The organism is Sinorhizobium kostiense (assembly GCF_017874595.1).
GTDB classification, from domain to species: domain Bacteria; phylum Pseudomonadota; class Alphaproteobacteria; order Rhizobiales; family Rhizobiaceae; genus Sinorhizobium; species Sinorhizobium kostiense.
Map to the genome: position 1 here is coordinate 1318413 of NZ_JAGILA010000002.1, position 25557 is coordinate 1343969.

Here is a 25557-nt window from a genome sequence, read left to right on the forward strand (position 1 = left end):
GCTGCCGTGCCGCTGCTCTAGTTCTCACGCCAGGCCTCGATCACCTCCGCGCGCTGCGCCGCGTCGATCGGAGACATCTCTCGAGGACCGAGGAGATCCGTCGGGTTGGCAATCTGCGCGGCGAGATTGGACTGCGTCGCGCAGCCGAAATTGTGATAGTTGCGGTTCTCCAGCGTGTTCAGCGTCAGGTCCTCCGGCCACTCGCCGCAAGGCCCGGTCTGCGCGGTTATCGCGACATAGCTCAGCCGGATAGGGGCGGCATCGCCAGTGGCGCCCGCTTCGTAAGCCGTTTCGATCATTCGGTTCGCCGGAACGCCGCCTGCCGCCAGGATGCCCCGTATCTCCTTGCGGACGATATGGGCGGCATGGCTGTTGGCCGACCCGCGCGGCAGCATGATCTGGACGACGCCGCTCGCCGAATGGCGGTATTCGGTGGCAAAGCCGCGAATGACGTCGCGCGTGCCTTGGGTCAGCCGCCTGTCGCCGGAAGCGACCGGGATGTCGATGGCGCGCTCAGCCTCGGCAAGGACGATCGGGTGACGGGTGCGGTAATCGTCCGGTATCGCTCCGGTCGCCTGATTGTCCCTGGTGCCGCAGCTTGCAAGCAGGCCGCCAACAAGCGCCAGGGTGGCCAGGCGCGCCGCGTTACGGGTCAGGGACATGAGCGTCCGCCTTTCAATCTCTGCTGCGTTTCGGTTTCTCATGAGCCCGACCTATTTGTAGATGAAGCCGACATTGCCGTGATATCGGCCGACTGGCACCCCGGCTTGCGGGCGTCCGTAGATCTTGTTGACGCGGCCAAGGAAGAAGCTCTCGACATCGTTCGCCGCATTGAAGTTGTCGTCCGGCCGCGACAGCGCGCTTCGGGCGACCGGGCGCACCAGATAGGGCGTCGCGATGATCACGAGTTCCGTTTCGTTGCGCTGGAAGTCCTTGCTGCGGAACAGCGTGCCGATGATCGGGATCTTCGAGGCGCCGGGCACTCCTGAAAGAGCCTGGCGGATGTTGTCCTGGACAAGGCCCGCGATTACGATAGATCCGCCCGATGGCAGTTCGACACTGGTGGAGGCCTCGCGCCGGCGGATGCCGAGGAAAGTGTTGCCGGGGATGCCCGGTCTGGCGCTTCCCCACCCGTTACCGGTTACAACGGATCCTTCGTAGGTCGGCTCGGACACGTCTGTTTCTATCTGCAGGCTGATGCGACCAGCCCCGAGAACTACCGGTTTGAAGTTCAGCCGAATGCCGTATTCTACGTCATTCACCTCCCGCTCGATCGTTGGCGCACCCGTTTCGTCGTCTGCCGTAACTTCCTGGACGCCGGCGAGCCGGAATTCACCCCCGACGTAAAACTTGGCTTCCTGGCCGGAAATCGCAGTGAGGCTGGGTTCGGCAAGCGTACGCATGACACCTGCCTGTTCCATAGCGTTGATGTAGCTCGTTATGGTTGTCCCGCCGATCGAACCGCGAATCGCGGCATTGGCGAATACATTGACCGCATCACCCAAATTCGCCGGGTTGCGATAACTGATGCCACTTTCGCCGTCCGAGACGCTGCCGTTGAAACCAAGCTGCTTCAGCACCTGTCGGCTCACTTCCGCGACGGTCACCTTCAGCGTCACCTGATCCTCGCCCTCGATCGTCAGCAGGTTGACGATTTGGGAGGTCTGGCGGGCCTCCGCAAAGATATCCCCGTCACCATTGTCGCCCTGGACGGTGATGTTGCGCGTCGTCGCCTCACCACCCTTCAGGAAGGCGCGTGCGAGGTCCACGGCCCTGTTGGAGTCGAGCGGCGTGCGCACGCTTCCTGTCAGGACCACGTTGTCCGAGACGATTTCCACTTTGATGTCCGAGTCCGGAATGAAGCGGCGCAGGTTCGCCTCGAGCCCGGCAACGTCGCGCTCGACGGCGACGTCGAGGCTGACGATCTCCTCGCCATTGGAGCCGAAGACGAAGATGTTCGTCTGGCCGACGGCCTTGCCGAAGAGATAGATGCGACGCGACGTGCGGGTTATGGCATCGGCCAGTTCGGGATCGGCAACGAGGATGTCGTGCGCGTCCGCGGGCAGATCCACGACCACCGCCTTGTTAAGGCCGAGATTGACCCTCTTCTTCACACCCGGCCCGCTTTCCGTGATCCGCACGACCGAAGAGGATGCCGCTTCTGCCGTTGGAACCATCGGCAGAGTAATCCCCGAAAATGCCAGGCAAAGGGAAAGACCGGCTGCGACGGACGCTCGAAACCTTTTTCCATTCCGTTTCACGTTGCGCCCCATCTATTGCTGATTCTGGACGGCGCCATCGCTCTTGACGATGGAGCCCGACTTGATGACCTGGATCGCCGGCTGACCGTCGCCGCTGAGCAAATAATCGGCCGCAACCGTGTCCGGCTCCTGGGCATCGGCGACGCTGCGCAACGCCAGCGAGATGCGCTCGGCCATCTGCTGCGCGACCGTCATCACCTTCGACTGGTCGGGCGTAAGTTCGAGCGTCGCCGTGGTGCCGATGACGGATTTGGAGCCGTCCTCCTTCACTTCGACCTGCTGGTCGATCGCCAACACCCGGACATTGCTGAGCACCGTTTCCGTCAGGTAGACCCCATCGCCATCGGACTTGCGCACCATGATCACGTCGACCCGGTCGTTCGGAAGGATGAAGCCGCCGGCACCGGTCGCAACCGTGATCTCGGTGGCGACGGCCCGCTTTCCGGCCGGCAGCAGCGACGACATGATGCGGCTCGACGAATCGGCGATCTTTTCCGCCCGTACCGGCTCGCCGCCGAAGATCGGCAGGCGAACGACGGCACCGGAAAGATCGTCTATCGCCCCAGGCCGGTTTTCCTCGGTGATCATGCCTTCGGCGACATTGTCCTCTGGCCAGGCCGTCCAATGGATCGAATCGCCCCCGAGCCGCGAGCCAACGGGCAGGCTCTTGGAAGCGACGAGGACGTTGATGGTCGGCTCGCGCTCGACGACGGCTGCAGCGATATGCGGCGTCCCACCGCGGGTGAGCTTCATCGCCAACAATCCGGCCATCGCCGCCGAGCCGACGGCCACCGCCAGAATAATGATGCGCACCGGTTTCATGATCTTGCCGAGCCCCTGAGAATCCCCGGGACCAGATTGATCAGCAATTGGTGTAATTATGGTTAACGAGCTGCTTATATAGATGGTTAACAAATACAGAGCGGATGCAGCGCTCGTTGCTTTTTAAGAGCGAGCTTACGACAGCTGCGCAAAGGCGAGCTGCATCATCGGCGAAGAGGGGTAAGCGGCAAAACCGCCGAGCGCGATGGCGATGCCGTAAGGGATTTTCTTCGCCGTCAGCAGAAGCTGCGGCACCGGGATGCCGCTCGCTAGAATGGCGTTCTCATGACTGCGTAAGAAAAGTACAGCGAGTGTTAGCAGCCCGCCGAAAATGGAGACATACACCAGGAAAGCGACGAGCGATGCATCGAGGCCGAACCAGACGGTACAGGCAGTCAAGAGCTTGGCGTCGCCCCCGCCCATGATGCTCGCCGCAAAAAGGCAGAAGCACACCGCAAAGACAACGGCAGCCGCGGCAATATGCAGGCCGATCTGTCCCACACCGATATTAGCAAGAAGCGCAACAATGATGAATGCGCCCAGCAATATCGCCGAGATGCGATTCGGTATGGCCATTGTGAAAAGATCCGAGAACGCCGCCAGCGCGAGACAGAACGGAAGAATGACCACGATGCAAGCAATTGTCATGCCGTCCTCTTAAACTGCAAGAGATACAAGGCAACTACGTCGAAAAAGAGAGCCGCTTCGAAGGAAACGGCTCTCCGTGTTCGTTGCTAGGCCCCGAACGAATTACATGTTGTCTTCAGCGGTCGTCATCTTGCCGCCGAGAGCGGTAAACATGCTGTCGAGGGAGTCGCCGAGGGCCGTCGCGCCAGTGATCAGCGCGACCGAGATCAGGGCCGCGATCAGGCCGTATTCGATGGCGGTTGCGCCGGATTCGTCCTTCAGCAGGCGAGCGAAAATGGTCTTCATGGAAATTCTCCTACGTCACTTGTTGTCAGCACTTCCGCCAACTGTTGCCGTTGATCGGATGCCCTTGAATTTAACGGGGGTCGATTGCTACCGGCTTAAGGAAAGAGGTTAGCGTCCAGTAAACGGGCAAGCCCGCTTTCCTGGGTAAATGCCCTGGAAAGAGACACGGCAAATTGCAGCGCGTTTACGTAACCATTCATTCACCAAAAGGCGGCAGGATAGGCCGTCATTCTCATCGGGAAACGCCATGAATACGTCTCTCGCGGCCAGCAGGGTCGCCACGCTCGTCTCCGCAATCCTTGTCGGGCTGCCGTCGGCCTTTGCCCCGGGCGGCGCGCTTGCGGCGGAAGAGATGATGCGGGTCTATATGGATCACGCGCGCGTATTGAAGCTGGACCGTCCCGTCAGCAAGGTAATCATCGGCAATGCGGATGTCGCCGACGCTACGGTCGCGGATGCGAGGACGATCGTGCTCACCGGGCGCAGCTTCGGCACGACAAACCTCGTTATCCTCGACCAGGACGGCAATGCGATCGTCGATGAGCGCATTCTCGTGTCGATCGACGAAGGCAATACCCTGCGCGTCTACAAGCAAACGACGCGCACCGTCTTTTCCTGCTCCCCGAACTGCGAGCGGCATGCGGAGCGCCAGGAAGCCGCTCAATCCGACTAGATCCCGATGGTTTTTGGTCGGATCGACCAGGAATCGGAAAGCCTTGCTCTTTCCGCATTTGTGCCAGTCAGATGACGCCGCCTGTCTTCAGCATTCTCTAATGAAAAATCAACACCACTAAAATTTTACTGACAGGCGAAAAGGAATTCTCAACCGTCCCGAGCTATTCTTGCGCGATCCAAGGGGAAATCGCGGGGCTGCAGGTGCAAGCTCCGTTGGCTCCGACGTGACATGACGGAACGGCGCAAATGTCGACTGATACGCAATCCTCCACGCCTCGGCTGTGGCTCCATCACGTTTTCCGTCGCCTCGTCGGCGACAGAAAGGGCGCGACCGCGATCGAGTTCGCGATCCTCGCACTGCCCTTCTTTCTCGTCGTCTTTGCCTCGATCGAAACCTTCGTCGCTTTCACCGGCGAACAATTGCTCGCCAATGCAACGGATACGCTGGCGCGCAAGATTCGCACCGGCGAGATCACGTTCAATCAGGGCAAGTCGACGGACATGACGGAGGCCCAGTTCCGCCAGGCCTTTTGCGACGAGATCGCAATCCTGATGACCTGCTCGGCAACCGAGCTAGTGGATCCGGAGAAGCTCTATCTCGATGTGCGCAAGATCACCGATCTGAAGACGTTTCCGCCGGCGGTGCCGCGGATCGGTTCTTCCTCGTCATCCGATCTCGACACCAGCGGTTTCCAGTTCGCGCCCGGCGGTGCGGGGGAATTCACAATGGTGCGCGCCTATTACCGCTGGGAAGTGATCACCGATCTCGTTCGGCCCTATGTGACCAACCTGCGCCCCGCCGGTACGACCATGCCCCGAGACTTTCTGATGGTCGCCACCGCGACCGTTCAGAATGAAAACTATTGAGGACGCCATGAGACGGTCGCCCGAATCCCCCATTGCTCGCGTGTTCGGACCTTTGGCGCGCCTGTTCAAGGATCGACGCGGCGTTGGCGGCGTCGAATTCGCGATTGTCGCGCCACTATTGATCATGGCCTATATCGGCGCCTTCGAAATCTCGCTCGGGTTCACCGTGCTTCGCAAGGTCGCGCGCGCATCGAGCGCCGTCGCCGACATCGTCTCGCAGCAGCAGGAGGTCAACACGGCCTTTCTGGACGATATGAAGGAGGTTGCGAAAAGCATTCTCGCTCCCTACGACAGCTCGAACTACACGCTGAAAGTCACCGGCATCCAGGTCACCGGAACGACGACCGGCAAAGTCGTCTGGTCGCGCGATGAGAACGGCGCAACGCCCTATCCCGCCAATTCCACCACCCCCATCCCATCGGAACTCGACGCGGTGAACGCCTTCATCGTGCGCACGGAACTCGTAGTTCCACACGAACTCCTGCTCTTCGCACCCAATCTCGAGAGCACCGTGAACACCGTCGATCTGTCGAAGACAGCCTATTACCGGCAGCGCTTCGGCAACATGATCAAATGCACGAATTGCTGATCGGCGGTCATTGACCCGTGGCGGAGCCGATCTCCCGCAGTAAGTCCGCGCTCAATTGCATTGGATGAACCGGCGCGCTATCTCTGCCGGATTGCGCGGCCCGTCTTCGCGCTTTGAGCATTTTGCAGTCAGGTGGAATCGCGTGACGTCGCACAAATGCACTGTAGTCCAACCGGGTGCTTCATGGCGCGTGCTTTTCTCTTTGTGCTCGACTCCTTCGGCATCGGCGGCGCGCCGGACGCGGAAGCCTACGGCGATCTCGGCGCCGATACGCTCGGCCACATCGCCGAGTTCTGCGCCGCGGGCGCCGGCGACCGCCGCGGCTTGCGCGAAGGGCCGCTGCATCTCCCCAACATGTCGGCGCTCGGGCTCCTCCATGCAGCCAAGCTCGCGAGCGGCCGAGTGCCCGCAGGCATGCCGTTGCCGGAACGGGTCTACGGCGTCTACGGCGCGGCCAGCGAAGTCTCGCGCGGCAAGGACACCCCCTCCGGCCATTGGGAGATTGCCGGCACACCCGTGATGTTCGACTGGGGCTATTTCCCCAAGGAAGGCGATGCCTTTCCTCCCGAGCTCGTGGACGCGATGTGCCGCGAGGGCGAAATCCCCGGCATTCTCGGCAATTGCCACGCTTCCGGCACGGACATCATCGCCCGCCATGGCGAAGAGCACATGCGGACCGGCAAACCGATCTGTTACACCTCCTCCGACTCGGTATTGCAGATTGCGGCCCATGAGAAGACCTTCGGGCTCGAGCGGCTCCTCGAGCTCTGCCAGATCGTTCGCCGGCTCGTCGACGCCTACAATATCGGCCGAGTCATCGCCCGCCCCTTCATCGGCGACGAGCCCGGCCATTTCACCCGCACCGGCAATCGCCGCGACTATTCGGTGCTGCCGCCAGAACCGACCGTACTCGACCGACTGAGTGAGGCAGGTCGCAACGTGCATGCGATCGGCAAGATCGGCGATATATTCGCACATCAGGGCGTGACGAAGCTCACCAAGGCTAACGGCAATATGGAGCTCTTCTACGCGAGCCTGCAGGCCATTGAAGAGGCGGAGGACGGCGACCTCGTTTTTGCCAATTTCGTCGATTTCGACATGCTCTACGGCCATCGCCGCGACGTACCGGGCTATGCCGCAGCGCTCGAAGCCTTCGATGCGCGCCTGCCCGATCTCGACCGCCGCTTAAGACCAGGCGACATGGTCATCCTCACCGCCGACCATGGCTGCGATCCGACCTGGCGCGGCACCGACCATACTCGGGAGCGCGTGCCCGTGCTGATGTTCGGACCGTCGCTGAGGAGCCGCTCCTTCGGCATTGCCAACAGTTTCGCGCATATCGGGGAGACGGTCGCCGGACATCTCGGGATCGCGCCGGGCGCCCATGGGAGAAGCCTCATTTGACCGCACATCTTAAGAAGGCCGAGCTGCATTGCCACATCGAAGGCGCCGCGCCGCCGGAGCTGGCGCTGCGACAGGCGCGCAAATACGGGATCGATACGAGCAATATCATCCGCGACAAGGCCTATGTCTGGGAAGATTTCACCAGCTTCGTGAGATGCTACGATGCGGTCGCCTCGCTGTTCCGCACCGAAGGCGACTATGCGCTGCTGGCCGAGGCCTATCTGACGGAGCTTGCGGAAGCTGGAACGATCTATAGCGAAATCATCGTTTCGCCGGACCATGGCAACACGATCGGGCTTGGTGCCGACGCCTATATCGAAGGGCTCGCCGCGGGTATGGAAGCAGCCAAAGCGAGGACCGGCATCGAGTCGCGCATGCTGATCACGGGAATTCGCCATCTCGGACCGGAATCGGTGATCAGCACCGCCGAATATGCTGCCATGCGCCGCCATCCGCTCGTGACGGGCTTCAATCTCGCCGGTGAGGAGCGCATGCACAGCGTCGCGGAATTTGCCCGCGCATTCGACATCGTGCGCGATGCCGGTCTCGGGCTCACCATCCATGCCGGCGAACTGTCCGGCGCGTTCAGCGTGCGCGACGCGCTCGACCACGTGCGCCCGGCGCGCATCAGCCATGGGGTCCGGGCCATCGATGACGCGGGCCTGGTCAAGCGCCTGGCCGACGAGGGAGTGGTGCTGGAGGTCTGCCCCGGCTCCAACATCTCGCTCAAGGTTTTTCCCGATTTCGCCTCGCACCCGCTACGCCCGCTTTACGATGCCGGCGTTCGCGTCACGCTCAATTCCGACGATCCGCCCTTCTTCCACACCTCGCTCGTGCAGGAATACGAGATCGCGGCTCACGTCATGGGCTTCGACGACAGCGAGATCGATCGCATGACGAGGACGGCGATCGAATCCGCATTCGTGGATGAGCCGACAAGGGAGAGGCTGCTCTCGGCGCTGCACGTTTGAATATCGCTGTGACGTGCGGCGACTGCCGCTCTCTCGGTGTTAGCCCGAGGATAGGGCGCTCGGCAGATGACGGGGCAATTCCGCAGGCAAGTTCGAGCATCGGCCTTGCGGCCTCCTCTCATTCCATGGAAAAGAAGCAGATAAAACCAATTCTCGCGGGAAGGTGAGCCATGGACGGCGTTACAGTGATCGATCATCCGCTGGTGCAGCACAAGCTGACCATCATGCGCAAGAAGGAGACGTCGACTGCGGGCTTCCGCCGGTTGCTCAAGGAGATCTCGACACTGCTCTGCTATGAGGTCACGCGCGACCTGGAGCTCACCATGGAGCGGATCGAGACGCCGCTCGAGGAGACGGAATCGCCGGTGCTCGAGGGCAAGAAGCTGGTCTTCGCCTCGATCCTGCGCGCCGGTAACGGACTGCTCGAGGGCATGCTCGAGCTCGTCCCGTCGGCGCGCGTCGCGCATATCGGCGTCTACCGCGACCATGAGACGCTGCAGCCGGTCGAATATTATTTCAAGGCGCCGGAGGGCCTCAGCGAACGCCTCGTCATCGTCGTCGATCCGATGCTGGCGACCGGTAATTCATCGATCGCGGCGATCGACAAGTTGAAGGAGCGCGGCGCCAGGAACATCCGTTTTCTCTGCCTTTTGGCTGCCCCCGAAGGGATCCGGAACTTCCAGTCGGCGCATCCGGACGTGCCGGTCTTCACCGCCGCCATCGACAGCCACCTCAACGAGAAAGGCTATATCGTGCCCGGACTTGGCGATGCAGGCGACCGCATGTATGGCACGAAGTAGAGCTTCCTTAACCAGACCGGAAGATGAGACGCCAGGCCGCCGGTTTTCCGGCGGCCTTTTTGCTGGACGTTAGCGATCATCCGCCGAAGATCCGCCAAAGATCCGCAGGCCGTACTCCTGCGATATCCGGAGTCAAGAATGGTCACACGCCTCCTCGCTTTTGCCGGTGGACTTGCCGCCCTTGCGCTCGTCGTCCCGGAATTTGCCTCCAGCTATCTTGCCCGACACAGCAACAGTGCATCGCCGCCGCCGCAGACGTCGGTTACGGCACCGGCGAGCTATGCCAGCGGCAAGGGCGTGGTGCTCGAGGCCGACCGCAACGGGCACTTCATCGGCACCTTCCATATCAATGGGAAGCGGGAAACGGGAATGGTCGATACCGGCGCCAGCGTGGTCGCAATAAACACCTCTGCGGCCCGGCGCTTCGGCATTGCCGTCGGCAGCCTCTCGTTCAACGGTCGGGCACAGACGGCGAATGGGATGGTGGAGGCGGCTCACGTCGAACTCGATCGGGTCGAGATCGGCGGCATATCGCTTAAGCATGTCGAAGCCATGGTTCTGCCGGACAAGGCGCTCTCGGGCACACTCGTCGGCATGTCGTTTCTGAGCCGGCTATCGTCCTATCGCGTAGAGAACGGCGCGCTGCATATGGTCAAGTAACCGTCGAGAGGATGACGGGACGCGGACCGGGCGCCGCGTCCGCGATTGTAAAATGCGTCGCGATCCGATCCGCCATCAACTCGCCCTGGCGCCGATCGGCGGCATGAACGAAGCCGATCGGCTCGCCCCTTTGCACCCTCGTTCCGAGCGGCTGCAATTCCGAGAGCCCGACCCGATGGTCGATCCGATCCTCCGGCCGCGTGCGCCCGCCACCGAGCGCAATGACCGCCATTCCGAGCTCGCGCGTTTCACAGGCTGCGAGATAGCCATCCCGCCCGGCCGGGACCGGCACCACGGCCGGCGCCCTTTCGAGGTAGGCGGCAGGACGCTCGACGAAATCGGCGGGTCCGCCGAGGCGATGGACCATGAGAGCGAAGCGCTCCATCGCGGCGCCGCTCGTCAAGGCGCGCCGCGCCATCGCTTCAGCTTCGGCCCGGTCAGCATTCAACCCGGCCGCGACCAGCATTTCCGCCGCGAGAGCCATGACGACGCTATCGAGCCGCGTTCCCGCCCTTTCACCGCGCAGGTAAGCCAGGCAATTTTCTATCTCGAGCGCGTTTCCTGCCGCGTCTGCAAGCGGCTCATTCATGTCGGTGATCAGCGCCGAGGTGCGCACGCCCGCGCCATTGGCAACGTCGACGAGCGAACGCGCGAGCAATTCGCTTTCCTCGGGTTCGGCCATGAAGGAGCCGTTGCCGAGCTTCACGTCGAGCACCAGCGATTGCAGCCCGGCGGCGAGCTTCTTCGACAGGATCGAGGCGGTGATCAGCGGCACGGAATCGACCGTTGCGGTCACGTCGCGGATGGCGTAGAGGCGCTTGTCGGCCGGCGCGAGATTGGCGGTCTGGCCGATAACGGCGCAGCCGACCTCGTCGACCACCTGGCGGAACAGCTCGGGTGGAGGCTGGATATCGTAGCCGGGAATGGATTCGAGCTTGTCCAACGTGCCGCCGGTGTGGCCGAGCCCGCGACCAGAGATCATCGGCACCGCGGCACCGCAAGCAGCGACAATGGGCGCGAGCATCAGCGAGACATTGTCGCCGACACCGCCAGTCGAATGCTTGTCGACGACGGGGCGGCCGAGACCGCTCCAATCGAGCGTCTCCCCGGAATCGCGCATTGCCCGCGTCAGCGCGACGCATTCGCCGCCGTCCATACCGGAGAACCAGACCGCCATGGCGAAGGCGGCGACCTGACCCTCGGAGATCGAACCGTCGGTGAGCCCCTGCACGAAGCCGGCGATTTCCGCCGCCTCGAGGGCGCCACCATTCCGCTTCTTTCGGATGACTTCCTGGGGGAGCATCGTCAGCGGCCGCCGTTCAGCTTTCGCTCGTGATCATTTGCTTCAGGATCGAGGCAAGACGCTCGCCGCCAAGCGGCGCCATTTCCTTCGTTTCCTCGTGGCTGAGTTCGGCCCCGGTCATACCGGCTGCGAAATTGGTGATGACGGAGGCTGCCGCGACCCTCAGTCCGAAAAAGCGCGCCAGGATGACCTCCGGCACGGTGGACATGCCGACGGCATCTGCGCCCAGGATGCGCGCCATCCGGATCTCCGCCGGTGTCTCGAAGCTCGGGCCGGAGAACCACATATAGACGCCGCGTGCGAGGGGGATGCCTAGGCGGTCGGCAGCCTCCTCCATCCGCTCGGCAAGAGCCGCGTCATAGGCGTTCGTCATGCCGACGAAACGACCATCGCCTTCCTCGCCGATCAGCGGATTGACACCGGAAAAGGCGATATGATCGGCAATGCGCATCACGGAACCGGGCGGCATGTCCTCGCGCAGCGACCCGGCGGAATTGGTGAGAATAAGGCTTTCAACGCCAATCTGCTTCAGCGTCTCGATCGGCAAACGCATCCCGTTGGAGTCGCCGCGCTCATAATAGTGGACACGGCCTGAAAGCATCGCCACAGGAACATCGCCGAGCCTGCCGGCCACGAATTCACCCGCATGGCCGGAGACGCTGCTCGACGGGAAGCCTGGGATCTGCGAGTAGGGAACGCGGATCGGCTTTTCGATCGCCTCGACGAGCGCGCCGAGGCCGGAGCCGAGCACGATGCCGTAGCGGGGCGAGATGGTTCCCAGCTTTTCCTTCAGAAAGTTTGCTGTCGCAGTCATCCGAGGACCTCGGTTTCGAAGCTGTGCGGCAAGAGGTCGGAAAGCGCCAGGCTCTTCTTGATGCCGGTCTCGTCGCAGAGATAGATGCGCGTGCTCGCGCCGGAAAACTCCGCCAGTCGCTGGCGGCAGCCGCCGCAGGGCGGGCATAGCGCCAGCTTCTCGGCTACGACTGCCACTTCCATGATCTTGCGCTGGCCGGCCATCACCATATGGCTGATCGCCGTCGTCTCCGCACACCAGCCTTCCGGGAACGACAGGTTCTCGATATTGGCACCGGTATAGATCTTGCCGTCTTCGGCGCGGATCGCCGCGCCCACCGGAAACTTGGAATAGGGCGCATGCGCCTTGGACATGGCTTCACGCGCGGCGACGTAGAGTTCCTTCTCAGGCATGGGTCTGTCCTTCTCAGTATGCATGTCGTTGCCCCAAAACGGCTCCGCACTTTTGGGCGACATGCATCTTTAATCCATGCATGTCGTTATCCCAAAACCGCTCTGCACTTTTGGGCGACATGCGTCTTTATTGCATGCATGTCGTTATCCCAAAACCGCTCCACACTTTTGGGCGACATGCATTAGCGCTCCTTCACATAAGGCACGCCGCCCGCCTTCGGCGGAATGGCCTTGCCAATGAAGCCGGCAAGCAGGATCACGGTGAGGATATAGGGCAGCGCCTGCATGAACTGCACCGGAACCTGGCCGATGAGCGGCAGGGGTGCTCCTTGCAAGCGGATCGCCAGCGCATCGAGGAAGCCGAAGAGCAGGCAGGCGAACATGACGTTGACCGGCCGCCATTTGGCGAAGATCAGGGCCGCGAGCGCGATATAACCCTTGCCGGCGGTCATGCCCTTGACGAAACCGGCCGTCATCGCGAGCGACAGATAGGCACCGGCAAAACCGCAGAGGATGCCGCAGCAGATGACGGCGCGGTACCGCAGCCAGATCACGGAGATGCCAGCGGTATCGACCGCTCCAGGGTTTTCGCCGACGGCCCTCAGCCGCAATCCGAAGCGCGTCCGGAAAAGAATCCACCAGCTGATCGGCACCATGGCGAAGGCGAGATAGGTCAGCAGGAAATGCCCGGAAAGAAGATCCGCATAAACCGGCCCCAGCACGGGCACGTCGCGGATCGCATCCGCGCCGGGGAAATTGACGACCTGGAATCTCGCGCCTTCGACGAGCGCCGGCGTCCGGCCGCCCTGCCGGAACCAGGCTTCGCCGAGAATCACCGTGGCGCCGGCGACGATGAAATTGATCGCCACGCCCGAGACGATCTGGTTGCCGCGCTGGGTGATCGAAGCATAGCCGTGGACGAGCGACAGCAATACGGAAACGAGGATCGCGGCGACGAGGCCGACCCAGACCGACTGGGAAACGGCCGCCGCCGCGCCTGCCGCGAATGCGGCTCCGAGCATCTTCCCTTCAAGGCTGATGTCGAAAACGCCGGCTCGCTCGGTGAAAAGGCCGGCAAGTGCGGCAAAGACCAGCGGCACCGAGACGCGGATCGTCGATTCGAGGAGCACTACGAGGACGTGGAAGAAATCCATGGCTCAGGCCCCCTTGGTCTGGACGAGGGCGGCGCGCTCGCCGCGCATGGCGAAGGCGCGGGCGATCGGCGGTCGGAACATGTTCTCGAGCGCGCCGGCAAAGAGGATGACGAGGCCCTGGATGATGACGATCATGTCGCGCGAGATCGACGGCATCTCGAAAGCGATTTCCGCCCCGCCCTGATAGAGTACGCCGAAGAGGATCGCGGCGGGAATGATGCCGCCAGGGTGGGACCGGCCCATCAGCGCCACGGCGATGCCGACGAAGCCCGCGCCTTGGACGAAGTCGAGCTGCATGCGGAACTGCTCGCCCATGATCGGGTTCAGCGCCATCATCCCGGCAAGGCCGCCGGAGATCATCATGGTGATGACGACGATGCGACTTTCGCGAATGCCGGCATAGCGGGCAGCGGAGGGGCTGTGCCCCATGGTGCGCATCTCGTAGCCGAGCCGCGTGCGCCAGATCAGCACCCAGACGGCGAAGGCGGCGGCGAGCGCCAGCAGGAAGGATATATTGAAGGGAGCCGTCCCGACATTCAGCCCGAAAATCGAAAGCAACCAGTCGAGTTTCGGCAGTTGCCCACCTTCGGCGAAGGTGCGCGTCTGCGGCGCCATGGAGCCGAGCGGCTTCAGGACGCGCGTCAGGAGATAGACCATCAGGCTCGAGGCGATGAAGTTGAACATGATGGTGGTGATGACGATGTGGCTGCCGCGCCTGGCCTGCAGCCAGCCCGGCAGGAAGGCCCAGATGGCGCCGAAGAAGGCCGAGCCGAGGATCGCCAGCGGGAAAACCACATACCAGGGCATCACCTGATCGAGCCAGAGACAGGCGAGCGCCACGCCGATCCCGCCGACATAGGCCTGACCTTCGCCGCCGATGTTGAAAAGCCCGGCATGGAAGGCGACGGCGACAGCAAGCCCGGTGAAGATGAAGGTCGTCGCATAATAGAGCGTAAAGCCGATATACTCTCCGCGGCCGAAGGCGCCGTTGATCAGATGATAGGCGGCTTCGAACGGGTTTTCGCCGACGAGCAGGACGACCAGGCCGGCGACGAGGAAGGCGACGGCAAGGTTGACCAGCGGGATCAGGCCGTATTCGACCCAGCCCGGGAGTTTCGCATAGGGGGTGCTCATTCTGCGGCCTCCTTGCGGCCTTCGACGCCCGCCATCAGGAGGCCGAGTTCGCCTTCCGTCGCCTCGGGGCTCCGCTCCCCGACAATCCGCCCGGCGAACATCACCAAGATTCGGTCGGAAAGAGAACGGATTTCGTCGAGCTCGACGGAAACCAGAAGGACCGCCTTGCCCTGATCGCGCATTTCGATGATCCGCTTGTGAATGAATTCGATCGCCCCGACATCGACCCCGCGGGTCGGCTGACCGATGATCAGCACATCCGGATCGCGCTCCATCTCGCGGGCGAGCACGATCTTCTGCTGGTTGCCGCCGGAGAAATTGGCCGTCTTCAGCCGCGCATTTGGCGGGCGGATGTCGTATTTGCCGATCTTTTCCTCGGCATCCCTGCGGATCGCGTCGATATTCAGGAAAACGCCGTTCGAGTAGCGCGGATCACGGTGATAGCCGAGAATCGCGTTCTCGCTCTCCTCGAATTTCAGGACGAGGCCGACGTGGTGGCGATCTTCCGGGACATGGGCAAGGCCGCGACTTCTGAGTTCCGCCGGATCGGCATGGCCGGCGACATCGGCGGGCCTGCCATTCAAGAGAACCGTCCCGGCTGTCGGCTTCCGAATGCCGGCAATCGCCTCGAGCAATTCCGATTGGCCATTGCCGGCGACGCCCGCGATGCCGACGATCTCTCCGGCGCGGACTTCGAAGGAAACGCCGTCGACCATGGTCACGCCACGGCTGTCCTTGACCGTCAGTCCCTGAACCGCGAGCTTCACGTCGCCCGGCCTGCTCTCGCCCTTCTCGACCCGCAGCAGCACGCGGCGGCCGACCATGAGCTCGGCAAGCTCCTCGACGGAGGTCTCGCGCGTCGTGCGGGTGGCGACCATCTCGCCCCGGCGCATGACGGAGACCTCGTCGGTGATCGCCATGATCTCGCGCAGCTTGTGGGTGATGAGGATGATCGTCTTCCCCTGCGCCTTGAGCTGGTCGAGAATGCGGAAGAGATGGTCGGCCTCCGCCGGCGTCAGAACGCCGGTCGGCTCGTCGAGGATCAGGATATCGGCCTTGCGGTAGAGCGCCTTCAGGATTTCCACCCGCTGCTGCAGGCCTACCGGCAGTTCCTCGATCAGCGCATCGGGGTTGACCTCGAGCGCATATTCCTGCTCGAGCCGCTTCAGCTCCCTTCTCGCCTTGGCGATGCCCTTGTTGAGGATCTGGTTGTCCTCGGCGCCGAGCATGACGTTTTCGAGCACGGTGAAATTCTCGACCAGCATGAAGTGCTGGTGCACCATGCCGATACCGACGGAGATCGCCGTGTTCGGGTCGCGAATGGCAACCGACTTGCCATTGACGAGGATCTCGCCGCTATCGGCTTGATAGAAGCCGTAGAGGATCGACATAAGCGTGGATTTACCCGCGCCGTTCTCGCCGATAATGCCGTGGATCGTGCCCTTTCTGACCCTGAGATTGATGTTCTTGTTGGCATGGACCAGACCGAAACTCTTGTCGATCCCGCGCAATTCGATGGCAATATCGTCCATATTGGCCTAGCGATCCCCTGTTTGCCCGCTTCGGCTTCCGCCCTGCTGCAAGTCTCAAAGCAGACCTCCAGCAGTTCAAAGTGCTACAGCAACCTTTGTGCCCCCGATGAGACGCATGGCACTGCAGGCCGCGCCGGCATTTTTTTACCGTTTGGTATAGGTTTATCATCGATTCCGCGAGGCGAAAGCCCCGAAATCGCAACTTCCTTATACTCTCATCGCATCGGTGAGAGTCCAGCGTGAATATTCACGAGGGGTCGAGGGCATTTCTGGGTAACGGTGCTTCCAGGTCGCCATTCGCTTACCCACCGTCACTGCGGCGCGACGAGCCGTGCATGCGAGTTGCCTCACGCGCTCGCTCTCGCCCGCAACTCCCGGAAAGTGATCGAATATCGCAGCCGCTCCACCGCCGGGATGGAATGCTCCCACTCCCATCTCACTGGTCCGGAGAGAAGATAGGCGGAGCCGGGCTCTAGAATCACGGAGGCACGCTGCCACCTGCCGGCCGTTCTCCGGCGCAGTCTCAAAGTGCAGGAGGAAAGGAGCGAGATGCCGACGACATTGCCGAAGACTGCTTTGTCCCGATGCCAGCCGATGGGCGCGCCGACGTCATATTCGGTGATCAATGCCTGTTCGAGATTTTCCGGCGGCAGTTGGGCGAAGTCCGCTGCCAGTTTGCGCAGGGGCAGCAGCATCGGCGGCATAGCCTCGATCTTGCGTACCTCCTCCGAGCTGAAGTCATACTTCCAGCCGAAGGAGACGACCCGCCTCTTGCCTTCGAAACCGTGGAATTCGAACGCCCTGAACGGGAGCCGCGGCATCATCTCGAGAAGCATCTCCTGGAGAATTCGCGGCACGATGTCCCGCTCGTAGCGGAAGCCCTCAGGAAGGCTTGGCGATGCATCCCCAAACAGATCGTCTTGCATGAACGCCTCACGGCGCGGTTCGACTTGAAGCTATACAGGCCCCAAACAACGTTGCTCGCCACACGTTCCGCATACAGCGCCGCGCGTCTTTTCGGACGCGCAAAGGTCGCTGTATCTTCTTTGAATCTGCGCATCGAGCTTTCCGAAAATCGGTTCCGATTTTCGGTCCGATGCGCCAGGCGCCACTCACAGGTTCAATTCACGCCCGGCTGTTCAGAATGTCGGCCAGACTGACTGGTCGCAGACTCCTGACATCCACACCCACATCGAACTGTCGCGGCATCGGCTTCAGCCTCCCATGGGAGTGCCCATGCAGATTGACGGATTTCTTTCCCATCTGGTTCCAGGTCCGGAACGGATAATGGCAGAGAATGAGCAGCTGCCCGTCGATCATCAGCTCCGCATAGTGCTGCGCACTCTGCCAGCCTGCCGCCATGATCGTTTCAGCTGTATCGTTATTGCCAATGATCAGATGCTTCCTGCCGTTTAGCCGGGAAAGCAAGTCCTCAGCAAAACGCCCTCGCTTCGAGGCAAAATCACCAAGGTGCCAGATCTCGTCGTCGGGCGACACGGCACTGTTCCAGTTGGCGATCAGGGCGGCATCGTGTTCGACCATGTTGGAGAAAGGCCGGCGGTCGATGCGCAGCACGCGCGCGTCGCCAAAATGCGTGTCGCTCGTAAAATAGATCATCTCGCCAACCGTGGCTGCCTAGAGCGGATGCGCTCACATGCATTCACACCGCCGCTCTATCTGTTCGTCCGCACTCGTGCGGCGTCTACTACATGTCTCATTAAAATTGTGGTGCGTCTTCATCACCGGCTTGTCGCCATTCATGCTTTCCGAACGGCATTTGGCGGCAAGCGCGGCTCAAGGCCGGCCTCTGCTTGAGCGGCTCGGCCGCGAGCCGTCAGGCGGCGGAATCCTCGCCAATGTCGGCGAGCTGCGCACGAAATATCTTAAGGCGCTGCCGGCGGCCGACAAATCACCACATCGGTCCGTAGCTCGCTTTCGCGCGCTCGTAACAATGGGCACGCTCGTCCCTGGGCCCTTTCCTTCACTCAGGTCCAGCCACGCTCGTTTATCTGCTCCGCTCGTTCGTCCTGGGGCTTGATCTGGGCCGACTCGCCATTAACGAGCAGAAAACCGCCCTTCAGATCGAGCCAAGACTCTTCAGGTCCCGGCGTTGGCGCGCGCAATCCTTCTCCTTTTTCTCCGGTCTTTGGATTGATCGCTTCGGCCCACTTAGGGTTACTTAGATTGGCGTTGTTCCGTGCCGCATCGCTCAGGACCGTAAGGCCAATCTCATCGATCCGTCCGCTCGAATAGAGCCTCTCGGCAATCCAAATCTTTGCTCGGTCCGGCGCAAGCGACCGCGCAATCTCTTCGCAAGGGATTTCGATTGTGCCTGTGTCCTCCTCCTGCCTCACGCCGTCACCCGTACGCACTTCGATGCGCTGGGCTGTTAGCATGGCCGGCAGCCGGCGAGCCAAGACGTCCGCCAGCGAGCGCATAATCTCGCTATTGAAGGCACGCCCGGCCGCGGGATTGATCCAAAACTGCGCGCGGTAGCCGGTCCGCGCACTGAAAAACCAATCGTAATACCTCGGTAACATCTGAAACTGCACTATCGAACGGCGCTCGACGAAAGCATTGTTCCTGCTATCGACTGCGATCCGAAAGTCCCTGCGATTTATGGCTTCGTTCAGGGCTTTGACCAGAACCCCTACCAGCGCATCGCATGATCCCGCAGATTCCAACCATGCCGCCCGCCCCTCATCAACGGCACGGATTTTTTCAAAGCCCCAGTCGTGTGGATCGATCCGATTCATGTTCCGCGATGGTAGCAAGCCGACCGGTCGAGCGGCAATGCGCCGCTCACTTTCGCTAATCTCCAGCAAAGCTGCTTTCATCAAATAAAGCCATCATAAGCGGCACAAGGTGGTCTCCGTAGGAGCGTTGTCGGAGGAAGGGGTACGATGAATTCCGCTCAGGTCTTCAGTTTCGTTCCGATTGGGCCCGACGAGTTGGCCATGATTGGGATGCTGGCACTTCCCGCTGTGATCCCCACCCCGGGGCCGTTCGGCATGATTTCCGGATCTTCTGCACTGGCGATCGTCGCCCTGCAGTTCGCCGTCCGTTTTTGCGGGGCGCCTCAGGCGGTAGCGGCGGCCTTCTCCACTAGAGCTCTGGTTATCTCATCAGCGGACACCGGCTTTCCGATCAGGTAGCCCTGCAGCAGGTCACAGCCCGCACGTGTAAGGACTCCTGCTTGGTAAGGATTTTCGACACCTTCGGCCGTTACCGGGATTCCGAGCGCCGTTGCGAGAGCGATCGTGGCATTGAGTATACCTTCCCCCTGGCCCTCTTCCAGCGCCCAGACCAGAGAACGGTCGACCTTCATCCGGTCGAAACCGAACTGCCGTAAGGCCCCGATGCTCGCGTAGCCGCAGCCAAAATCGTCCAGGGCGAAGCCTACGCCGATAGCCTTCAATGCGTCCATAGCGCGACGGGCCTGGTCGGGATTCGACATCAAGACGCCCTCTGTAATTTCGAGAGTAAGGCGCCTGGGATAGAACCCAGCTTCGTTCAATGTTGAGATGACAAACGGCGCAAAATCTGGATTGCACAATTGAATGGGAGACACGTTGACCGAAAGATTTATGCCAGGCCAGGCACGCGCCTCAAGAAGTGAAGCCTTGAGTATCGCAGCGCCCAATGCGTCAATGAGCCCGGACTTTTCGGCCAGCGGGATGAAGACTTCGGGGCTCACAGGACCATTTTTGCTGCGCCACCGCGCGAGAGCCTCGACACCCGTGATCCTTCCTGTCGTGGCGGAGACCAGCGGCTGGAACGCCGGTTGCACCTCTCCGGAGGCCAGTGCGTCGCGCAGTTCCTTTTCGAGTTCGGCAACGCGTAGACGATCCCGATCCAGTTCCGGGTCATATTTGACCAGTTGGCCCTTGCCGTTTTCCTTAGCGCGATAGAGAGCGATATCGGCGCGACGCAGAAGTTCGAGTGAGGCAACCAACTGTTCGTGGCTCGCGGATCCGATGCTCGCACCCACTTCGATTGTTCGTCCCCCAATCTTGAACGCAGCAGCGAAAACGCTGAGCACCGCATGTTCAATTTGCCTCGGGGTCGCACCGCCGACCTGAATGAGTGCGAATTCGTCCCCACCGAGGCGGGCGGCTGCCACGATCTCCTCATGGCAGGTCGCGAGCGCCTTGGCCACAATCCGAATGAGATCGTCGCCGACCGCATGTCCCCAGGCGTCGTTGACCGACTTGAAGCCATCCAGGTCCACGAGATGAAGGGTCAGGGGTCCGGAGGCACCAATCTGAGCCGACGCCTGATCCAGAAAATCCAGGAGACCGCTCCGATTGAGCAGGCCGCTCAAGCTGTCATGCGTGGCCTCAAAGCGAGCACGTGTTGCAAATCCGCGCAATCTCGATGCTTCCGCCGTGCCTGCAAGCAGCACGCCAACAAGGAAGAGTGCCAATACAAGCACTGCGGCGACAATATAGGGATACACCTGCTCTAAAACCTGCGTGCCGGGGGATTGGCTCGGCCAGTTTAGATAGGCGAGGGTATTCCCGATCCCATCTTTCAGCACCGCGTGCAGCAGGTCGGGGCGGACGGTTTCCTCGAGGCGGAGCTCGGTCAACTGATGTTGTGCCGCGATTTCGGCGATCACCGCCGGCGTCAACAGCTTGTAGAACGTCAGCACGCTCAGGCTATCTTCCTTTGCCTTCCCCATAAACGGCTGAACCGCCCCTGACGCTACGACGGCAATCCCGTCGGGCGTTTTCACGAAACTGATGGAAGGATCCTGCTGAGGTTTGGCAGCGCTCTTGACCTGTGCGGCGAATGACGGACCGAAGTAAGCATGCGGGTCGAATATCTTACCCTTAGCGTAGGCTGATATGATCTCGCCCTGCCGTCCGATAACCACGGCTCCGTCATAGAGCGGATAATCTTCGCTGGTTTTGCCCCAGTTGTCGAAGGACCATGTCGCCGCATCCTCTGAAGAGATCGCTGCATATGCGTCGTCCCATACAGAATTGTCTCGGACTGTGGAGCTGATCCGCGCTTTGATGTCCTCAAGCGCGCTTTCAGCCGCCCGGACAGCACGCCGGTCGTCGATCGTGTTCGCATTCGAAGTCATTGTGCTGATCACTTGTGTCATCAGCCCAGCGAGAACCAGTGCGATCAGGACGAAAACAGCGGTCGTCGAGATAACAGATGCAACATGGCGGCGACTGTCAGAAGGGGAATAAGAGAACATGCGGATTCCGCCATCGGAAGGTTTTGGAACCTCATGTCCCGCAAATATCTACTGTCACATTAGCAAGCAACGATAGCGCTTTCGTCAAGAAGGATGGTTAGCATCCGATGAACGATCAGCTCAGCGTGACGGGCGGCTAACGTTGCGCGCGACCGTTGCGCTCCGGCGGTGCTGGGACAAGATGCTTACGGAACTGCCGCGCTCGAGCAGCACGGCGGAGGCGACCCGCTATTGATTTACCCGCTGGTCGTCGCTTTGCCGCTTCCTCGACGAGGGCGCCGTCGAGATCGACAACAACGCCGCCGAGCGGGCAATCCGCCTATCGGCTTTATTCTTGAGGTGATTGGCTACACCAGTCATTACCCCCCTGGCCGTTACAGCATGGATGGCGCTACCTTGGCGGCATTCGGAGCGTTCCCTCGCCACCTGGAGCAGGGGCCGCGGCCTGTCCCGCTCTACCACGAAAAAGCAGGGCAATCGCCGTGACCACGAGCAGGCTGCCTGGAAGCCACTGCCAACCGATGACGTCCGGGCGCGTCAAGAACAGCACCAGCATTGATACGAACGGGACAAGATAGCTGTACGCTGTCACCGCGCCCGGTGTGAGCGCGCCGGTCGCACGCTGCATCAGCCAGAAGGTCGCACCACTGGAAAAGACACCGAGATAGGCAACCAGCAACACGTCTCCAAAGCTCATTCGCGACATCGCGGCTACCGGCTCGGTGACTAACCCGGCAATGGCGATCAAAACGCCGCCCAAAGCCAGGCTCCAGAACGTGCGTACGGCCGCGTCGCGCGACAGAGCGCCCCGCGCCAACCCCCATTTGGACAGGACTGGATAAAGCGCCGACGCGATGCATCCCAGGAAGAAGGCGCCCTCGCTCCGGCCGAACTGCAATCCCCGCAGATCGCCACCGCTCTGGGCGAGCGCCAACGCCAGAGCCCCGACCGCCCCCAGCGCCAAGATGGCCGGTAGGCGATGGGCGGGCGCTTCCACACCGAAAACCCGTCCAAGGCCGTAAGCCAGCAGCGGCATGGAAACGAACAAGGTCGACATGGAAAGCGCGCTCACCCGATGGGCGGCCCAGAACATGACTCCGAAGAAGCCGGCGAGGCACAGTCCCATGACCGCGTAAAGCAGCATGGCCCGAAGGTTCGGCACTGCCGGCCCCGCGCGCCACGCCATCGGCAGCATCGCAAGTGCTGCGATCGCAAAGCGCATCGCCGTCAGAAGCAGCGGCGAGAGCCCTTCGCTCAGGAGGCCGACCACCGGAAAGGAAGCACCGACGATCAAGGCCCAGAGCAGCATTCCCAGATGCGCGCCCATCGCACTACTGTTGTTCACTTTTCATCTCCTTCCACGGACGCGCGACTTTTTCAGGCAAGGCCTTTGCATGTATTGATTGGATAACCAGTACCGGAACGACGGCCAGCTCAAATGCTCTCTAGGACGCGGGAAACCGGCAGTCTCGGCTTTTGCGGCCAGTTGCCTTCTCGGGCGTATCCAACGGCGACCAGCATCACCGGGATCTCGTCGGCGGCAAGACTGAATTGGCGCGTGACGGCCGTCGGGTCGAAGCCGACCATCGGCCCGGTAGCAAGCCCGTAGGCTTCCGCCGCGAACATCAGAAAGGCGGCGCCGAGCGTTGCCGTGCGAACCGCCTCGTCACGCTGTTTTTCCGGATTGTCGCCATAGGTGTCTTCCACTGCCCGTGTCCAGGCGCCGACCATCTCGGCCGGCATGAAGCCCGCTTCAACAGAGGGCCCAAGGCGCTCTTTCATGACCGTATGCGAGGGCAGCTTTCCGCAGACAATATAGGTAACTGCGGCCTCGGCCACCTTAGCCTGCCCGTAAGCGGCAGCCTGAAGGCTCGCTTTCGCCTCAGACGTTCTGACGGCGATGAAGCGCCAGTTCTGAAGATTGTAGGCAGTGGGCGCGCGCGTCGCCAGCCTTGTAAGCTCCTCGACTTGCTCATCGCTGAGTGCCCTTTCGGCATCGAACAGGTTTGCGGAGACGCGGCTTTCGATAGCAGCGATAATCGGGTTCTTCATTGGTCTCGACCTCCTTGGTAGCTCGCAAGTTTCTTTTGCCCTGGCGGTGTGTCGCTGACGAGATCGAGATAATTCCTTCCCAACATTTCGATAATCAGCTATCGGGTACTGAAACTCACGACTGCTGGTGAATAATCGATATGGATCAGCTGCAGGCCATAAAGGTTTTTCGCCAGGTCGTGGACCAGGGCTCCTTTGCGGAAGCCGCACGCCGCATGGGGCTTTCGCCCGCTGCAGTCAGCAAAAATATCAGGGAACTGGAGGCGCATCTGCGCGTGCGGCTGCTCAACCGCACCACGCGCCGATTAAGCTTGACAGAAGCCGGCGAGCGCTATTTCGAGCAGATCGCCCGCATTCTCGACGATCTCTCTGAAGCCGACAGTTCGCTCGGCCCCATGCAGCGTATGCCGAGCGGTCTCCTGCGTGTTAGCGCCCCGATGGCTTTCACGCTGGCGCGCCTGTCGAATGCAATCGTCGGCTTTCTAGACCGCCATCCCGATCTGACACTCGACCTGAAGCTCGAGGATCGCCGGGTGGACCTCGTCAAGGAAGGAATCGACCTTGCCATTCGCGGCAGCGACCGGCTGGAAGATTCCAGCCTGATTGCGCGCAAGCTGATGACATTGCGCCATGTGGTCTGCGCCTCGCCGGGTTATTTCGCATGTGCAGGTCGGCCGGGCGAGCCGGAAGACCTGCGCTCACACAATTGCGTCCAGTTCACGCTCTCCGGCCATACTCAGGAATGGTCTTTCACCCGGAAGGAGCGAACTGTGCGGGTGGCGATCGGCGGACGCTACAAGGTCACGACAAGTCTTGCCGTGCGCGACGCCCTGCTTGGCGGCTTTGGGCTGAGCCTCATCCCGCGCATCTATGTGGAAAAGGACATCGCGGAAGGAAGGCTCACGACGGCGCTGGACGACTGGACGCCGGTCGAGACCTCGATCTACGCGGTCTACCCGTCCCGCCAGTATGTCCTGCCAAAGGTGCGCGCCTTCGTGGATTTTCTTATCGATGAGATGCAGGAGGAAGCCTGATCAACCCGACGCCGCAATCTCTGCCGTCAGCATAACGCGGAGATGTCTGCTAACGGGCAGTGGGAAGCTTACCTCTACGGCTGACATGGGGCGTGAAGCCGTCGTTGAATTGCAAATTTCCGCTATGGGCCCGACAGCGAACGAGCTTTTAAGCGACCACCGAATTACCGCACATGGGTGCGGATTCAGCTTTAATCACATCGCCTTAGCAGGCCCCGCCGGACGCTCAGGGAGTACGAGTACCACGATTTCATCGATCGCGGCCCGCTCGACACTGAGGCGAACGCGAAGAGTTCCTCAGGCTTTGCGCCGAGGAACTCGTGAAGAAGCGACTTGGATGGAGAGAGTTACAAGTCTCGTTGGTTGCGGGGGCAGGATTTGAACCTGCGGCCTTCAGGTTATGAGCCTGACGAGCTACCGGGCTGCTCCACCCCGCGTTATTTTTGGCTTGCGGTGTTGTTTGGCTTTTGGCCGCGTGTTTGAGAAGATGTTGTTTTTCTTGCGTTTTGCAGACCTGGCAGCGACCTACTCTCCCGCGTCTTGAGACGAAGTACCATCGGCGCTGGGGCGTTTCACGGCCGTGTTCGGAATGGGAACGGGTGCAGCCACCCCGCCAGAACCACCAGGTCGGCAAAGCGCAAGATTGCTCCCCGAAGAAGGGGAGCCAATTTAAATCGAGAAGCTGGTGAAGCGATTGCTTCGTTTTGAACACGTCTTGCGGCGCTTTGGGCACGTATCGGAGCTTAAGCTCCGCAAGGCCAAAGGCCGTCGCGCCTTTTGGCGCGGCCCGTCCGGAGCGCTACGCGCGTCAGGACAGAAGATAGCATCATCAAACTTCGTTTGATGAGCATAGGCAATGGGAACGATCAAGCCGATCGAACGATTAGTACCGGTAAGCTTCATGCGTTGCCGCACTTCCACACCCGGCCTATCAACGTGGTCGTCTTC

General features: G+C 61.3%; 25 protein-coding genes, 1 tRNA gene, 2 rRNA genes and 1 pseudogene. 9 read left to right on the forward strand and 20 right to left on the reverse strand.

Annotated elements, in window-relative coordinates:
• Positions 1–17 precede the first annotated feature (17 nt).
• From J2Z31_RS12665 to J2Z31_RS12685, 5 genes are all read right to left on the reverse strand, one after another.
• Positions 18–662 (reverse strand): CpaD family pilus assembly protein, encoded by a 645-nt coding sequence (locus J2Z31_RS12665; protein ID WP_209602228.1) that lies wholly within the window; start codon positions 660–662, stop codon positions 18–20.
• 51 nt (positions 663–713) lie between these two features.
• Positions 714–2273 carry a type II and III secretion system protein family protein gene (locus J2Z31_RS12670; protein WP_234939368.1) on the reverse strand — a complete coding sequence of 520 codons (1560 nt, stop codon included), beginning with the start codon at positions 2271–2273 and terminating at the stop codon, positions 714–716.
• A complete protein-coding gene (cpaB, locus tag J2Z31_RS12675) occupies positions 2274–3083 on the reverse strand; it encodes a Flp pilus assembly protein CpaB (protein ID WP_209602230.1) in 810 nt (269 codons plus the stop codon).
• 135 nt (positions 3084–3218) lie between these two features.
• Positions 3219–3731, reverse strand: coding sequence for an A24 family peptidase (locus tag J2Z31_RS12680; protein ID WP_209602231.1), 513 nt, complete (start codon positions 3729–3731; stop codon positions 3219–3221).
• Positions 3732–3833: 102 nt separating this feature from the next.
• A complete protein-coding gene (locus J2Z31_RS12685; protein WP_209602232.1) occupies positions 3834–4016 on the reverse strand; it encodes a Flp family type IVb pilin in 183 nt (60 codons plus the stop codon).
• 247 nt (positions 4017–4263) lie between these two features.
• On the opposite strand from J2Z31_RS12685, the gene J2Z31_RS12690 reads away from it, so the two are divergent.
• From J2Z31_RS12690 to J2Z31_RS12720, 7 genes are all read left to right on the forward strand, one after another.
• Positions 4264–4689, forward strand: coding sequence for a pilus assembly protein N-terminal domain-containing protein (locus tag J2Z31_RS12690; protein ID WP_209602233.1), 426 nt, complete (start codon positions 4264–4266; stop codon positions 4687–4689).
• Positions 4690–4937: 248 nt separating this feature from the next.
• Entirely contained in the window at positions 4938–5558 is a 621-nt protein-coding gene (locus J2Z31_RS12695) for a TadE/TadG family type IV pilus assembly protein (protein ID WP_209602234.1), read from the forward strand.
• Positions 5559–5565: 7 nt separating this feature from the next.
• A complete protein-coding gene (locus J2Z31_RS12700) occupies positions 5566–6147 on the forward strand; it encodes a TadE/TadG family type IV pilus assembly protein (protein ID WP_209602235.1) in 582 nt (193 codons plus the stop codon).
• A gap of 183 nt (positions 6148–6330) precedes the next feature.
• Complete coding sequence (locus J2Z31_RS12705; protein ID WP_209602236.1) at positions 6331–7551, forward strand: phosphopentomutase; 1221 nt, start codon at positions 6331–6333, stop codon at positions 7549–7551.
• Positions 7548–8522: an adenosine deaminase gene (locus J2Z31_RS12710; RefSeq protein WP_209602237.1), complete on the forward strand. Its 975-nt coding sequence runs from the start codon at positions 7548–7550 to the stop codon at positions 8520–8522. The genes J2Z31_RS12705 and J2Z31_RS12710 overlap by 4 nt, the downstream gene beginning before the upstream one ends.
• Positions 8523–8692: 170 nt before the next feature.
• The gene (upp, locus tag J2Z31_RS12715) at positions 8693–9322 is read left to right on the forward strand and encodes a uracil phosphoribosyltransferase (RefSeq protein ID WP_209602238.1); all 630 of its coding nucleotides are present in this window, start codon (positions 8693–8695) and stop codon (positions 9320–9322) included.
• Positions 9323–9460: 138 nt separating this feature from the next.
• Positions 9461–9982: a retropepsin-like aspartic protease family protein gene (locus tag J2Z31_RS12720; protein ID WP_209602239.1), complete on the forward strand. Its 522-nt coding sequence runs from the start codon at positions 9461–9463 to the stop codon at positions 9980–9982.
• Here the strand turns inward: J2Z31_RS12720 and deoA are convergent.
• From deoA to J2Z31_RS12770, 10 genes are all read right to left on the reverse strand, one after another.
• Positions 9975–11291, reverse strand: coding sequence for a thymidine phosphorylase (gene deoA, locus J2Z31_RS12725; RefSeq protein ID WP_209602311.1), 1317 nt, complete (start codon positions 11289–11291; stop codon positions 9975–9977). The two genes, J2Z31_RS12720 and deoA, sit on opposite strands and share 8 nt — an antisense overlap.
• Positions 11292–11301: 10 nt before the next feature.
• Positions 11302–12099 carry a purine-nucleoside phosphorylase gene (locus J2Z31_RS12730; protein WP_209602240.1) on the reverse strand — a complete coding sequence of 266 codons (798 nt, stop codon included), beginning with the start codon at positions 12097–12099 and terminating at the stop codon, positions 11302–11304.
• Positions 12096–12491, reverse strand: a complete 396-nt coding sequence (locus J2Z31_RS12735) for a cytidine deaminase (protein WP_408022026.1) — start codon at positions 12489–12491, stop codon at positions 12096–12098. The genes J2Z31_RS12730 and J2Z31_RS12735 overlap by 4 nt, the downstream gene beginning before the upstream one ends.
• 182 nt (positions 12492–12673) lie before the next feature.
• Positions 12674–13645: an ABC transporter permease gene (locus J2Z31_RS12740; protein WP_209602242.1), complete on the reverse strand. Its 972-nt coding sequence runs from the start codon at positions 13643–13645 to the stop codon at positions 12674–12676.
• A gap of 3 nt (positions 13646–13648) precedes the next feature.
• The gene (locus J2Z31_RS12745; protein ID WP_209602243.1) at positions 13649–14779 is read right to left on the reverse strand and encodes an ABC transporter permease; all 1131 of its coding nucleotides are present in this window, start codon (positions 14777–14779) and stop codon (positions 13649–13651) included.
• Positions 14776–16311 (reverse strand): ABC transporter ATP-binding protein, encoded by a 1536-nt coding sequence (locus J2Z31_RS12750; protein ID WP_209602244.1) that lies wholly within the window; start codon positions 16309–16311, stop codon positions 14776–14778. Before J2Z31_RS12750 ends, J2Z31_RS12745 begins: the two co-directional genes overlap by 4 nt.
• A 347-nt stretch (positions 16312–16658) precedes the next feature.
• On the reverse strand, positions 16659–17237 hold the full coding sequence (locus J2Z31_RS12755) for an alpha-ketoglutarate-dependent dioxygenase AlkB (RefSeq protein ID WP_209602245.1): 579 nt from the start codon (positions 17235–17237) through the stop codon (positions 16659–16661).
• Between the two features lie 199 nt (positions 17238–17436).
• The gene (locus J2Z31_RS12760; protein ID WP_209602246.1) at positions 17437–17928 is read right to left on the reverse strand and encodes a metallophosphoesterase family protein; all 492 of its coding nucleotides are present in this window, start codon (positions 17926–17928) and stop codon (positions 17437–17439) included.
• 368 nt (positions 17929–18296) lie between these two features.
• Positions 18297–19148 carry a hypothetical protein gene (locus J2Z31_RS12765; protein WP_209602247.1) on the reverse strand — a complete coding sequence of 284 codons (852 nt, stop codon included), beginning with the start codon at positions 19146–19148 and terminating at the stop codon, positions 18297–18299.
• Positions 19149–19390: 242 nt separating this feature from the next.
• A complete protein-coding gene (locus J2Z31_RS12770) occupies positions 19391–21523 on the reverse strand; it encodes a bifunctional diguanylate cyclase/phosphodiesterase (RefSeq protein ID WP_209602248.1) in 2133 nt (710 codons plus the stop codon).
• 250 nt (positions 21524–21773) lie between these two features.
• Between J2Z31_RS12770 and J2Z31_RS29205 the strand changes: the two are divergent.
• Positions 21774–21866, forward strand: a pseudogene (locus J2Z31_RS29205) (IS66 family transposase); the annotation flags it as partial.
• A gap of 48 nt (positions 21867–21914) precedes the next feature.
• On the opposite strand, the gene J2Z31_RS12780 reads toward J2Z31_RS29205, so the two are convergent.
• Both J2Z31_RS12780 and J2Z31_RS12785 read right to left on the reverse strand, forming a co-directional pair.
• Positions 21915–22868, reverse strand: coding sequence for a DMT family transporter (locus tag J2Z31_RS12780; protein WP_328243328.1), 954 nt, complete (start codon positions 22866–22868; stop codon positions 21915–21917).
• Between the two features lie 89 nt (positions 22869–22957).
• A complete protein-coding gene (locus J2Z31_RS12785) occupies positions 22958–23575 on the reverse strand; it encodes a nitroreductase family protein (protein WP_209602249.1) in 618 nt (205 codons plus the stop codon).
• Positions 23576–23715: 140 nt separating this feature from the next.
• Between J2Z31_RS12785 and J2Z31_RS12790 the strand changes: the two genes are divergently transcribed.
• On the forward strand, positions 23716–24609 hold the full coding sequence (locus tag J2Z31_RS12790) for a LysR family transcriptional regulator (protein ID WP_209602250.1): 894 nt from the start codon (positions 23716–23718) through the stop codon (positions 24607–24609).
• Between the two features lie 360 nt (positions 24610–24969).
• On the opposite strand, the gene J2Z31_RS12795 is transcribed toward J2Z31_RS12790, so the two are convergent.
• The 3 genes from J2Z31_RS12795 to J2Z31_RS12805 all read right to left on the reverse strand — a co-directional run.
• Positions 24970–25046 (reverse strand) — tRNA-Met (locus J2Z31_RS12795).
• Positions 25047–25121: 75 nt separating this feature from the next.
• Positions 25122–25236: ribosomal RNA gene (gene rrf, locus J2Z31_RS12800) — 5S ribosomal RNA — on the reverse strand.
• Between the two features lie 235 nt (positions 25237–25471).
• Positions 25472–25557 (reverse strand): 23S ribosomal RNA (locus J2Z31_RS12805); the annotation flags it as partial.